The sequence below is a fragment of the Halobacillus sp. B23F22_1 genome (assembly GCF_043497005.1).
In the GTDB taxonomy this organism is placed as follows: domain Bacteria; phylum Bacillota; class Bacilli; order Bacillales; family Halobacillaceae; genus Halobacillus_A.
The window spans coordinates 468,494-482,488 of record NZ_JBIEKE010000003.1; the positions used below are offsets into that span (position 1 = coordinate 468,494).

Below are 13,995 nucleotides of genomic sequence, written 5' to 3' on the forward strand. Positions count from 1 at the left end.
CTTAATTCCTCCTATCTATGGCTGTCTGCATTTCTTGGGCTTTTTCATCAAGCAGCTGCTGCAGTTCATCCGTATCTTCGTAAAATGACAGTCCAGTAACCGTTTGTTGAAAAGCTCGTGTGACTTGCGGATAAGCTGGAATAACAGGTCTTGGCTGTCCAGAAGCCGTATTTTGTTCAATCAATTTGTTCATTTGCGGGGTTACTTGGTCCTCCAGCTCTTCGGCGGCAGAATAACGTGCGGGAAGAACCGTGTTTCCTAAACTAATATCAACTAGTGCCTCAGTGGTGGTAAGAAAATCAATTAACGTCCCTGCCGCTTCTTCATTTTCCGCACTGGTTGACATGGCATACTGCCAGCTTCCTGTAGGGGACACAAGTTCGTTAGTATCTGGGGAAACTGGATAAGGCATAATATCGTAATCGATATCTTGATAACTAGTTTCCAGCATCTGAATCGACCAGGATCCGCTCATCATCATTGGGTATTTGCCCGTTTCAAATCCATTTTCAGAAGGAGAAATGGTGGTATAATTTTTGTTCTGCATTTCTTGAATAAAGGTCATGGCTTTTAACCCATCTTCATTATTAAAAACCCCAGTGGCTTGCTCCCCGTCTTCTGAAACCACCTGACCGCCTTGAGACCATAAGAACGGAGAAAAGGCGTACATTAACCATTCACTTTTATCGTCCAGCCCCATGTCTATGGCTGGAGTATCAAAGGTTTCGGTCAATGTTTCTGATAACTCCATAAATTGATTCCAGTCCCATGGCTCCTCTACTGTAGGTAATGAATCTAAATCAATACCAGCTTTTTCAAACATATCTTTATTGTAAAAAATCCCTACACCCGACTCCGAGTAGCCAATAGCGTAAAGCTCGTCTTCATACGTTCCCTGATCGATAATACTCGGCAGAAAATCATCTTTATCGGAAAGGTATTCACCAATTGGAGCGATGATATCTGCCTCAGCGTAAGCGGCAGTGTTTGGTCCATCCAGTGTTAATACGTCAGGTAACGTTTCAGTTGAAACAGCAGCATTTACCTTATCTTCATAACCTCCTCCGCCTCCGCTTCGAGGAATAAACTCTATGTTGGCTTCATAGGTTCCTTCATATTCCTCATTAAACTGTTGTACTGTGTCATACATGACTTCCCCTTCAGGACTTTCTTTTGAGGTTTGCACCCACATGCTGATTGTTTCTTCCCCCTGAGTACTGCTTGTCTCTTGATCATTACAAGCTGTAAGACTTAACGCCCCTGTCAGTGCAGCGGCTAACACAAAATACTTCATTTCTCCTCCTCCTAATTGAAAGCGATTTCTTTTCATAAATTGTACTCCTGTGATTTGCATATGTCAACCGGATGACATAAAAATATTTTTAGTGTTTATAAATAGTTTTTACTCTTTTCAAAATACGGAAAGTGGTGCTAATCTAAATAAGTTCTCTTAGCCTATGAATATTTTCCCATATCTCTCGTGGCAATAGACTAAATATACAGAATAATCTAATATCTTGTGACATTATGTCAATTGTAAGACTCCCACCGAGTTGATATAGTGTAAAAAACTGGACACGAGGTGATGGCAATGGATATTAACGGAAGCAGGTTGGAAGAACATATTTACACATTGGCTGGAATCGGAAAAATTGGTGAAACAGGAGTGAGGCGGCTTGCTCACTCAAAAGAAGACCGGCAAGCCGTTAATCTTGTCAAACAATGGATGGAGAAGGCCGGGTTAGAAACTCGGATTGACTGTTTCGGTAATTTAATCGGAAGAATAGATGGAAAAGATAAAGAAAAACCAATCCTTATGCTCGGATCTCATATCGATTCACAGCCCTATGGCGGCCGCTTTGATGGAACTGCGGGAGCGCTTGGAGCTATAGAGGTTATACATAGTTTAAAAGATAAAGGCATCACTCCTAATCAAACGATTGAAGTCGTTTGTTTTTCTGATGAAGAGGGGGCTCGATTCAACAAAGGCGTGTTCGGAGTTCGTGCCTTGATTGGTCAATTAGAAGAAGGAGAATTGGAGCGCCAAGATAAAAATGGAGTAAGCCGATTAGAAGCGCTTAAAGAGTTTGGTGTCACCCCTGATATGACACAAAGTCCAGTCTACCAACAAGGCGATATTGAAGCCTTCCTTGAACTTCATATAGAGCAGGGTCCTGTCCTTGAGTCTCAAGAAAAACCTGTAGGTATTGTGTCTGCCATTTCCGGTCCCCTTTGGTTAACCGTTACCCTTGAAGGGTTTGCTGGTCATGCCGGCTCTGTTCCTATGAATCTAAGACAAGATGCACTTGTTGGAGCCTCAACCATAATCCGAGAATTTAACGAATTAGTTAAAAATGAAGGGACGTCTAACACGGTAGGCACCGTCGGCAGCCTGCAAAACTTCCCGAATTCAAGAAACATTATTCCTGAAAAAGTAGAATTCACGATTGATCTGCGGGATATAGACATGGAAGCAAGAAACCGTTTGGAAATAAGACTTTATGAAATCATTAAAAAAACTTGTACTGAACTAAACCTCACCTACTCGTTAAGCGAGGATACGCGCAGTAACCCTCGTTATTGTGCAGATTGGATCAAGGACATCATGCGAGAAGAAGATGAGAAACTAGGATATCAATCTCCTACTTTAATGAGCGGCCCTTTTCACGATGCGCTGTTTATGTCCTACATTAGTGACTATGGCATGATTTTCGTCCGGTGTGAAAAAGGAATCAGCCACAATCCATTAGAATTTGCTGAAATGGAAGATATTCAAAAAGGCGTTGAATTACTCTATCAAACAGCCGTTAAGATTGCACAGTCATGAATGGAGGGAGAATGATGACAGCTACGAAAGCTTTTGTAAACGGACAAGTCTTCACCTCAGATGAAAAATACAGCGTGCATGAAGCTGTAGCGGTTAAAGATCAATACATTGTCCACGTTGGTCCAAATCATGAAGTTTTGAAACTGACAAGCGACAAGACGGAAATTATCGATTTAGAAGGTCGAAGTCTTCTCCCTGGATTCATAGACGCCCATGCCCACCTTGAATTGTACGGAACTAATCAACTCGGGGTAAACTGCAAAACTGTAGATAGTATCTTAGAACTTCAGCAAAAATTAAAGGACATTGCAGTTCAAACACCAGAAGGGGAGTGGATTAAAGGCTGGGGCTATAACCAAAACCATTTAATAGAAGAAAGACATGTAACGAAATGGGACTTAGACGCAGTATCCACCTCCCATCCGATCATTGTCGTAAGGACATGCGGCCATATTTCCTGTGTCAACAGTAAAGCGCTTGAGCTGGCTGGCATCACCCATGCTGCACCCAATCCTCAAGGAGGCACATACAACAAACAAGATGGTGAATTGACAGGACTGTTGCTAGAAGCTGCACATATGGAAGCATTCCAGCTGGCTGACTACTCAGAAGAAGAAGTAATGAAAGGACTGGAAATCGCTTCTGCCGATTTTCTTAAACTAGGAATCACGAGTGTTCACGATGCTGGGGGCTATGGAACGAAACACATCCGCTACCTCCAAAAAGCAGTAAACGAGAAGAGAGTAAAACAGCGCGTCTATGCCTTATATGGTTCATTACATGAATCCCCCTTTATGGTCGATAAAGGGATACAAAGCGGGATGATCACAGGCCTCGGGGATGAACATTTTAAAATAGGTCCCGCCAAAGTTTTTATTGACGGCAGCAGCAGCGGTCCCACATGCAAAACGAGAGAACCTTATACAAGTAACGCAGAAGATTCAGGTGTGTTGTATTTAGACCAACAATCTTTAAACGACAGCTTAAGTCCAGCTCATCAACAAGGCTGGCAAATCACGGCTCACGCCATGGGAGATCAAGCCGTCGAAATGCTGCTACATACGATCGAGCACACTCTTACAATATATCCAATGGACAATCACCGCCACCGAATTGAACATTCAGGAATTACACCGAATGATCTATTACAAAAAGTCAAAGCCGCCCGAGCTATCCCAATCCCGAACCCCGCTTTCTTATATGAATTCGGCGATGGCTATGTGAAGGATTACGGTCAGAGAGTCCATCATATGTTTCCGTTAAAAAGTTTCGCAGAGGAGCAGATCCCTTTTGCTATTGGTTCAGACAGTCCGATCACCAGCACAAACCCACTGATCGGAATACACGCTGCTGTTAATCGACGAAGCAAAAACGGAGCACCTCTAGGTCTAGAGCAATCCATTTCTATAGAGGAAGCCATACGGGCGTATACTTGGGCTGGAGCATACGCAAGCTTTGAAGAAGATCAGAAAGGCACGATTGAAGCTGGAAAACTAGCTGACCTCGTCGTGCTGGATCACGCCATTTTAGATTGCCAGACAGAAGATCTTTTAAAGGTTGGCGTTGATATGACGATACTCAACGGTGAAATCGCCTATCACAAGCAAAAGGAGGATATGCAATGACGAAACAAAAATTTGTGAAAATCTACAGTTTATCCTTACTTGTCCCCTTTTTACTCATGGTCTACCCTCTATTTTCATTAGGAAACAGAGCGACCCCCTTTGTTTTCGGGTTACCCTTCTCCATTTTTTGGGTGATTTTCTGGATTATTATTACCTTTATCATCGTTTTATTTTTGTACCGCATCGACCCAGACAAAGATGAAGAGGAAGTGAACTAAATGGGACAATGGCAAATTGCAATGATAATGATGATTGGCTATCTATTTGTTGCCCTTCTTATCGGGGTACTGGCAGGACGCAAACAAGATAAAAGCTCACTGGAAGAATTTACAGTGGCTGGCGGTAATTTAGGATTGTTCGTAATGTGGTTCTTAATGGGCGGTGCTGTCTTTAGTGCCTTCTCATTCTTAGGAGCCCCAGGATGGGCGTTTTCGAGAGGAGCTCCTGCCCTTTATATCATTACATATACGGCTTTCGCCATTCTGCCCTGGTATATCATCGGCCCGAAGATTGGAAAAATCGGCCGCAAACACAATATCTATACTGTTTCTGGTTTCCTGCAAAAACGGTATACAAGCCGTATTCTTGCTATGCTCATCGGTATCATTACCCTGCTGGCTTCAATTCAGTACCTGGCTACACAAATGAAAGGAATGGCGTACATATTCAATATCATGACGGAAGGTCGCATTCCATTCTGGCTTGGTGCTCTATTGTCTTATGGCATCGTTGTTGTTTATGTCGCTACAGGTGGTTTACGTGCCGCAGCCTGGTCTGATGTATTTCAAGGTATTCTAATGATCGTCATCTCATGGACTGTGGGTTTAACTATTGTCAACCAGCTCCATGGCAGCATTACTGAGATGTTCTCAAACTTAACCGAATCCAATCCAGGTTTTCTAGAAATCGGCGTTGAAGGCTCCACGATGTCACCTATGGCTTATACGACAACGATATTAGTGTCTACCATCGGATTCCTCATGTGGCCCCATCTTTTCTCAAAGTCGTACGCCACAAATGCCCGAACGATTAAGAAAACGGTACTCGTTTATCCCATATTCGCCCTTTTCTTAATTCCATTATTGTTTGTAGGTTTTTCAGCTGTAAACGTGATTGATTCGTCACAAATCGGTTCACCTGATGAGATTCTTCCGTTTTTAATTACAACCGTACTTAGTCTGCCTGGTTGGGTCTATGGTCTAGTAGGTGCCGGCGCTTTAGCCGCTGCAATGTCCACAGCCGACGCCATCACGCACAGTGCTTCCCTCGAATTAACCGACGGTTTCGTCCGTAATGTAAAAAAAGACTTATCATCGAAAGCTACTCTTCTCATTATGAGAATCGGAGTTTTCATTATTGGCGGACTCGCCTATTTCATTACCGTCTTCGGCGGCCAAGGTTTGATCGCCTTGCTGCTTGGTGCATATGGTTCTATCGTTCAATTCGCTCCCGGAGTTTATGCAGCCTTGTACTCTAAACGAGTTACAGCACCTGCCGTCATCACCGGGCTCATTGCAGGAACTCTCGTCAACTATTATTTCCAGCTGGTCGCTGAAACGAGACCGCTTGATATCGACGCAGGGATTTTAGGGTTAATCTGTAACGTTATGCTTGTGATCATCATAAGTTCGTTTACTCAAGTAAAAGAACTGCCGATTGCTGAAGAATATAGAAAGATGGGTTCATAACAAACCCATTAGACCAGCACTTTTTGAAGTGCTGGTCTAATGTTTCAATGAGCCTTTTTTATTGATCGATCTTATCAATGTATATAGCCGGAATCGTTATCTCGCCCCCCCTATTGTAGATTCAGTCATTAACCCTATTGAAGTTCCCATAATTGTAACTTTATCACCTTCCAACACTCTAGAGTCTACAATATCTGCTTCATACCTTCATAAAAATCCTGAGATCACAGTCTTCATTACTACAAACCTAATTCGAACTTCGCTGCCTTCCCCTTCCATCACTTGCACTTTTCTTACCTTTATAAGGTTTCACTTTCACTTTGTTAAACGTGACCGTTGAATCCCATACATTCAATCCATAGTAGCCCTCTTCAAAAGCAGCATCTTTTGTATCAATGACTAGCTTATTGTCTAAATAAGCTTTAATCTCCTCTCCTTTGGTCACAACTTCCAAGTGATACTCTTGATTAGCTTTTAGATTTAGCTCATCAGCATCATTGTACACAATCAAATCGCTGCCCTTTCCTTCTACAAATTTTATTAGTTTAACCGCATTATTTTTCACATCAACGTTGACGGCATACCCGTTCTCAGCAGTTGAATCAGAACGGAAAACTAAGGCGCCTGCACCTGCTAAATTATCAGTATCGGAATCTATCACTTTAATGTCAGCTTCATATCGAAAATCGCCGCCTTCCTCATTCGATAGTGTAAAAGCGTCCCCACTGCCTTGCCCTTGTTTCCCTTCCATCGTCTCTGCCCATTTCCCTGAAACAGGCTTCCAGCCGGTTAAGTTTGTTTTAAACCGATTCTTATCTTTCCAAATACTCTTTAAAGGGTAAATCTCCAGGGAGGTCAACGAGGCGTCTCCATCCACACTATAAATCTCCAACCCTTTACTTGATGGATCTGGAAAAATTTGATCGGTGATGACCGTCTCTCCATTCGCACCAAACACTTCAACGGCTGAGCGGTCAACAAATACGTGCATTTTCATTTTGCCGTCTGAAACGGATAAAGAACCCTGATGCAAATCTACAACGTTACTGCCATAATCAAAATCATCGGAGTTTGTACGATCGACAAATAATTGTTCAGCTGCTAAATCGTATCCGACCGTAGTGTATTCTTCCCCCTCCCCCTTACGGACTTTAAAGCCAAATTCTGAAGCATTTGTTTGAGAAACATCAAATTCAGCGACCATTTCATACGTATCTCCTGAGAAATCAGCAAGCAGGCTGCTGTCACTGGAAATGACTTCATTCGTATAGGAAGTTTTTTGACTATTGTCTCGAATACTATTTAAAGAAACCGGCGTTTGTTTTAAACGCGTTCCCTCTTCTGTTTGTGAAAGTTCCATTGTACGCGGCAAAGTCATCGAGCTTCTCCAGCTTGAAGTTGGCGTCTCATTGGCATACTGCCAGTTGCTCATCCAGCCAAGCCAATATTTTTCACCGTTTTCACCTTCTATTCCACTCCAATCGACTCCCGCATAATAGTCAGCTCCGTAATCGCTCCATAGTACTTCGTCGGACGGATTCTCATTGGTAAACGACTTTCCATCAAAATCACCGACAAAGTATTGCATACCAGACCCACCAGCCGGGCCTCCGTCATTGATACTCACCTGCAGCACCCACTTCGTATTGTTGGGGTCGCCATCAATAGGTAATTCAACTAATGTAGGGCACTCCCAAATTCCTCCATTGCTGCCGTGTGTCGAATTGATCCAATCCCCCGACACCGGCGTCCAATCTTCAATTACCCCGCTTTGTTTAATGGCACCTTTTTCAGGTTCTTCAGCCACCTGATCAACCTCTTCTGGCATAGGGCCTTCATGGTAAACGTTAAAATCATCGAGGTTGATATGCCCCCAGCTGCCAGTAGCCTGATCTACTGCTTTAATATAAAGAACTTCTCCTACATAATCAGAAGCATCCCACACATATCGTTTATAGGTTTCATCATCCTCAAACTTAGCGTTGGCCTGACGGATTAATTCCTCATCATCCGAGGCTCTGACTAAGGAAACGTAGCGATTGCTGCGATCATTTCCACCGCCCAGGAGGAAGTTAATTTCTCCCGATCCACCTAGTTCAAAGTAAGAAGAACGTAATTCACCCGTAGCGTTATCTCCATCATGAAGGTCGGAAAACCCCCATAAATGGTACGTCCCTTGCGGATCAAAAGGTCCACCCCAATAACTTGCCGAATCACTGACATGATCATCTGTAAAAGCATTTCCTTTCACAGACTGCCACCCCGTCAGATCTCCTGTTTCAAAATCATGATTCACAATTTCCTTCTCAGACGTTCTAATATTTTCCCCCTTATTCACATTCTGGAACAGGGTACTGGAATTCCAAACATTTAACCCGAGATGTCCATTTGTAAAGCTATCGTCGTTGATATCGTGCATAAGCTCATCATCAACATACACTTTAATATTTTCGTCAAACGCGTCGACTTTTAACTGGTACGTTTGATCAGTGTCCAGACTCATTGGTTTTTCAGCTAACACGGTAATATTTCCATCCTCTATCTTCATTAACTTCACAACATCGTGTAACGCATCAACATTGGCAAAGTAACCGTTTTTGGCTTGTTGATCGGCTCTGAAAACGAGAGAGCCGGCTCCACCTTCTCCTTCGTCTCCTGAAACTTTAATATCTGCTTCATATAAAAAGTTTTCGGCGGTTTGATCACTTATCGAGAAGGCATCCTCTGTGGAAGCCCCTGTTTTCCCCTCTAAAGAATCTTCCCACGTGCCGCTGACCGCTTTCCAGCTGGACAAATTGGTCAAAAAGTTGGATGTATTTTCAAATTCGACATTTCGAAAAGCCGCGGTTGAGTCTGATGATGATAAACCATAAAATCCATACTCAAATGATGTGTCTTTTTCCTCGATCACAAGCTGGTCATCGATGAAAATTTTAATTGTGTTTCCATTGACGACTGCTTTTACGTGATAAGTTGAAGTGGTTTCCAGCGCCATCGATTCACGAGCCAGTTCTTCCGGCTCACCGTCTAAGATTTTACTTAACGTTACCCTGTTATTTTTTGCATCAACGCTAGCAGTGTACCCATTGTCTCCCTCCTTATCTGAGCGAAAGACTAAACCGCCGGATCCTTGTCTGCCATTTTTTTCGTTAAGGGTTATGTCCCCTTCATACGTAAAAGACCCCCCTGTGTGTTCAGACATAGCATAGGATATTTGATCAAGGCTGTTAGATTGAATGCCGCCATCGTGGCCGAACTCACTAGCAAACTCCCACTCTTTTAAATCAGGAGAGGTGTAAAACATAATTTTATCTTTTGCCGCAAGTGACATTACCCACTGGCTGGAATCTTCATGCCAGAAGACTTTGGGATCACGCCAATCCGCGATTGGAGGATTTGGCATGACCGGATTTCCTTCATACTTTTCCCATGTCCTTCCTTTATCAAGACTATAAGCTAGACTTTGAACTTGACCTTCTGGACCCGCATGGGTAAAAATAGCGACCATCGCCTCTTCCCCAAATCCTGCCGTATTGTCCCAGTCAATCACCGCGCTTCCGGAGAAAATATCGCCAAGTTCATCAGGTGATAAGGCGATCGGCAAATGCTCCCAAGTTACGAGATCTTCACTTACAGCATGTCCCCAGTGCATCGGCCCCCACGTCGTGCCATAAGGGTGGTATTGGTAAAACAAATGATATTCCCCTTCGTAGTAAACCATTCCATTCGGGTCATTCATCCAATTTGCTTCTGGAGAAAAATGAAACTGATTACGATACGCCTCTTCATAATATCCTGATTCATCCGCCAGCACTGTGGACGGCAGCCCCCCAACGAATAAACAGAGCAACAATAGAAACCCTCGCTTCCATCCAGCCTTCATCCAAATGGTAATCCCTCTTTTCTATCATTTTTTAGGAACGAATCCGGTCGATTAACACAGCTGAGAGAATGACGCCGCCTTTCACAACAAGCTGCCAGTAATAGCTGACATCCATTAGGGTTAAGCCGTTAGTGATTACGCCCATAATAAGCACTCCTATAATTGTCCCTTGAATTTTACCGACCCCGCCTGTTAGTTTAGAGCCCCCTAAGATAACTGCTGCAATCGCGTCAAGTTCATACATGTTCCCAGCTGTCGGTTGACCTGAGTAAAGACGTCCGGCGAGAACAACGCCTCCTAAACCAGCGAGTAAACCACTGATGGAATATACATTTACCAACGTTTTCTTCACTTTAATTCCTGTTAGTCGAGCTGCTTCTTCATTACCGCCAATGGCATAAATATGGCGTCCAAACATCGTGTACTTTAGAACAAGAAACATGACGAAGTATACGAGAATCATCAAGTAAATAGGAGTAGGAATCGATAGAATAGAACCTGATCCTATAAAACGAAACGTATTCGATTCTAAGACAACCGGGTACCCTCCACTCGTGACATAAGCCAGACCTCTCACATAAGTCATGCTCGCTAACGTGACAATAAAAGCGGGAAGCCCTATCTTGGCTGTAAATATTCCATTGATAAATCCGACTAGATAGCCTGCTCCAATACCTAGAAGCATGGCGAAAACCGGGTTCATTCCTGTTTGTGAAGCCATTACCGAAACAACACCCGACAGAGCCACGATCGATCCTACGGATAAATCGATACCCCCTGTTAAAATAACGATCGTCATACCTGCGGCTAATATCGCAGTTACAGAAACTTGTTTTAAAATATTGGTAAGGTTAGCAGAATCTAAAAAGTTTGGTGCCATAACGCTCATGACAATGCAGAGAAGGAGAAGAATGATAATCATTCCAAGCTGGTTCCACAGTGTCGAAGCATGGTGTCCAAACTTAAATCCAGGTTGAACAGTTGGCTGCTGATTGGACGACAGAGTTGATTTCATCTTTAGTTTCCTCCCGTTGCGTAATACATAATTCGTTCTTGAGTGGCTTCTTGTTTGTGAAGCTGGCCCGTGATCCGTCCTTCATGCATGACAAAAATCCGGTCACTTACTCCGATCACTTCAGGTAGTTCAGAGGAGATCATTAAAACCGCAAGCCCTTCATCTGCAAGTTCAGAGATGATTTTATGAATTTCTGTCTTAGCTCCAATATCAACGCCTCGTGTAGGTTCATCGAGCAGCAGGACTTTCGGATTTGTAGAAAGCCACCTGGCAATAACCGCTTTTTGCTGATTCCCGCCACTTAAACCAGAGATCGGCTGATCGGGTGATGCAGTTTTTATATTCAAGCTTTCAATATATTCAGCAGCTGTACGATTTAAGGAGTTCCAATTAATCTTCATCTTCTTTTTATGTTTTTTTAATTCCGCCAGCAAAATATTCTCTTTTACGGACATATCAAGGAATAAACCTTGTTCTTTACGGCTTTCCGGCACAAGGGCAATTCCATGCTTAATCGCATCGATCGGAGATTTAATTTGAACTTTCTTTCCTTCTACCCACACTTCACCTTGTTGTAAGTGGGAAGTACCGAAAATCGAACGGACAAGTTCCGTACGTCCTGCGCCGACCAGGCCCGCAAAACCGACAATCTCCCCAGGATAGATTTGAAACGACAGATCCTTTACGAAAGTCGCATCACTTAATTTCTTCACCTCTAGGGCTGGCTGGTCTCTACCCTCTTCTTTTATATAGTTACTTTTCGACCTTTGAAAAAGATCTTTCAAATCACGGCCAACCATTAAACTGACTAAATGATCAGGGTTTGTTTCATGGATAGGTCCACTCTGAATCCATTCTCCATCGCGCAGTACCGTATAGCGGTCTGAAATCTTAAAGATTTCTTCCATTCGGTGGGAAATATAGACGATCGCAACACCTTGTTTTCTTAAATCCTTAATAATCTCAAATAAAGTGTCAATTTCTTTATCCGTTAAAGAGGCTGTCGGTTCATCCATAATAAGCACTTCTGCTTTGTAAGAGAGGGCTCTTGCTATTTCCACCATCTGCTGCTGGGCTACACTCAACGTGGAGACAAGGGTTTCTGGCTGCAAATCTGAGCCCATGGAAGATAAAACTTCCTCAGCCCGTTTATGTACTTCTTCCCAGCGCACCATCCCTAATTTGTTTCGAGGGTATTTCGTCCCCATTAAAATATTTTCACTAATCGTAAGATTGGGTGAGAGGTTTAGTTCCTGGTGAATCACTCCAACACCCATCTTTCTAGCAGTTAACGGATCTTTCCATATAACTTGCTGATGTTTATATGTGATGGCGCCACTTTCTTGATCAGGAACGTAGACACCAGACAAAATTTTCATTAACGTCGATTTCCCGGCCCCATTTTCCCCCATTAAGGCGTGGACTTCACCAGGATAAAGATCGATATTGACATTTTTTAAAACCGTTGTGCCTGAAAAAGTTTTATTGATCCCTTCCATTCTTAAAATGGGAGTAGTGACCTCCGTTTTCGTCTTTACTTTTTCCTGTGTAACCATAGATTTTTCACTCCTTACTCAGATTGAAATAACGACCCTTGCTGTACAAGGGCCGACAATTCTTTACCAGCCTTCATAGGAATCTAAGTTGTCTTGTGTCACTAAATCTACTGGAATTTTGATTACTTCTTCTACTGATTCACCGTCTAACACCTGAATCCCAACATCCATGGCTTCTTTGATCATTTCGTCTGGATGCTGGGCTGAGGTTCCCGCAATCGAACTGCCTTCTTTATTCATCGCTTCAACCACGTCTGGAGATCCATCGACACCGACAATATAAAATTCACCCTGACGATCAGCTTGATGCTGGGCAATCTCTGCACCAATGGCCACAGGGTCATTATTAGCAAAAACAGCATCGATCGTTCCCGGCTCATTTGCTTGTAAAATACTTTCCATCACCTGTAGTCCTTTTTCACGATTTCCCTCCCCATTTTGCTTAGCAATAACTTCAATATCAGAACCTTCAATTGTATCTTCAAATCCAGCTATTCGATCCTTTACAGCTGTAACAGGAGGGCCGTCAATGACGACAACGTTTCCTTCCCCACCTAGATCCTCAATCATATATTCAGCTGCCAGCACGCCCGCCTGATAGTTATCAGATGTAACGGTACCTTCTATCCCTCCGTCAGCACCAACGTCAACTGAAACAACAGGAATTCCCGCAGCGTCTGCTTGTGCTACTGCCCCTGCAATTCCTTCAGAATCAACAGCATTTAGAAGAATAAGATCTACACCCTGTGTTATAAAATCTTCTATTTGAGATGTTTGCTTTGCCAAATCAGCATCGGCTGCCTGAACGACGATTTCAGCTCCCAACTCATCCGCATATTCTTCCGCAGCTTCACTCATTGACACAAAAAATGGGTTTGCCAAATTATTGAGCGTTAAGCCGATTTTCAGATCTTTTTGCTCAGACCCCTCATTGGCAGCGCTTTCATTTTGCTCCCCAGAAGTTTCATTAGTACTACATGCAGCCATAAAAAGCAGTAAGATCCCCACCAAAATTACGCTCAGATTCTTTTTCATTTTTTAATTTCCCCTCCATTAGTTAATTTGCAGTAATCATTGAATGCGCTTACATAAATGAGTGATGTTTTCCTCCTTTCCGCTCCCATTACGCATATGATGTAAACTGCTTTAAAAGGAGATCTTTTCTCTTATGCGTAAAAAGTTCCAAGATTGTTTATGATTGTTTTTGCTTACTAATGATCATATATGCGTATACAAAAATTGTCAACAAGTTTTCTAAAAATTACAAAAACAGTTAAAAATACTTATAAACCAACATTTTTATATTGCATTTACCATTATCTCTCTCATTACACCTGGTAATTATGACTACTTATGATTACTTTTAATCACTAACAAACCACTCTGCATAAATGAAAACGG

General features: G+C 42.8%; 9 protein-coding genes and 1 pseudogene. 4 read left to right on the top strand and 6 right to left on the bottom strand.

From position 1 onward, the window contains the following. Position 1: 1 nt before the first annotated feature. Positions 2-1,330: an ABC transporter substrate-binding protein gene (locus ACGTNH_RS17385; protein WP_394588199.1), complete on the bottom strand. Its 1,329-nt coding sequence runs from the start codon at positions 1,328-1,330 to the stop codon at positions 2-4. A 261-nt stretch (positions 1,331-1,591) separates the two neighbouring features. On the opposite strand from ACGTNH_RS17385, the gene ACGTNH_RS17390 reads away from it, so the two are divergent. From ACGTNH_RS17390 to ACGTNH_RS17405, 4 genes are read left to right on the top strand one after another with little or no spacing between them, the layout of a single operon-like run. Continuing rightward, a complete protein-coding gene (locus ACGTNH_RS17390; RefSeq protein ID WP_394588200.1) occupies positions 1,592-2,827 on the top strand; it encodes a M20 family metallo-hydrolase in 1,236 nt (411 codons plus the stop codon). A gap of 14 nt (positions 2,828-2,841) precedes the next feature. Then, positions 2,842-4,452 (top strand): amidohydrolase, encoded by a 1,611-nt coding sequence (locus ACGTNH_RS17395; protein WP_394588201.1) that lies wholly within the window; start codon positions 2,842-2,844, stop codon positions 4,450-4,452. Next, a complete protein-coding gene (locus ACGTNH_RS17400) occupies positions 4,449-4,670 on the top strand; it encodes a DUF3311 domain-containing protein (protein ID WP_394588202.1) in 222 nt (73 codons plus the stop codon). The genes ACGTNH_RS17395 and ACGTNH_RS17400 overlap by 4 nt, the downstream gene beginning before the upstream one ends. Continuing rightward, the gene (locus tag ACGTNH_RS17405) at positions 4,671-6,140 is read left to right on the top strand and encodes a sodium:solute symporter family protein (protein WP_394588203.1); all 1,470 of its coding nucleotides are present in this window, start codon (positions 4,671-4,673) and stop codon (positions 6,138-6,140) included. It begins immediately after the preceding gene. Positions 6,141-6,387: 247 nt separating this feature from the next. Here ACGTNH_RS17405 and ACGTNH_RS17410 read toward each other — a convergent pair whose 3' ends face one another. From ACGTNH_RS17410 to ACGTNH_RS17430, 5 genes and pseudogenes are all read right to left on the bottom strand, one after another. Further along, complete coding sequence (locus tag ACGTNH_RS17410) at positions 6,388-8,943, bottom strand: GH32 C-terminal domain-containing protein (RefSeq protein ID WP_394588527.1); 2,556 nt, start codon at positions 8,941-8,943, stop codon at positions 6,388-6,390. A 30-nt stretch (positions 8,944-8,973) separates the two neighbouring features. Further along, positions 8,974-10,023: pseudogene (locus tag ACGTNH_RS17415) on the bottom strand (glycoside hydrolase family 32 protein); the annotation flags it as partial. Positions 10,024-10,054: 31 nt separating this feature from the next. Then, complete coding sequence (locus ACGTNH_RS17420) at positions 10,055-11,038, bottom strand: ABC transporter permease (protein WP_394588204.1); 984 nt, start codon at positions 11,036-11,038, stop codon at positions 10,055-10,057. 2 nt (positions 11,039-11,040) lie between these two features. Further along, complete coding sequence (locus ACGTNH_RS17425; RefSeq protein WP_394588205.1) at positions 11,041-12,594, bottom strand: sugar ABC transporter ATP-binding protein; 1,554 nt, start codon at positions 12,592-12,594, stop codon at positions 11,041-11,043. Positions 12,595-12,657: 63 nt separating this feature from the next. Further along, positions 12,658-13,629, bottom strand: coding sequence for a substrate-binding domain-containing protein (locus ACGTNH_RS17430; RefSeq protein WP_394588206.1), 972 nt, complete (start codon positions 13,627-13,629; stop codon positions 12,658-12,660). Positions 13,630-13,995: the final 366 nt, after the last annotated feature.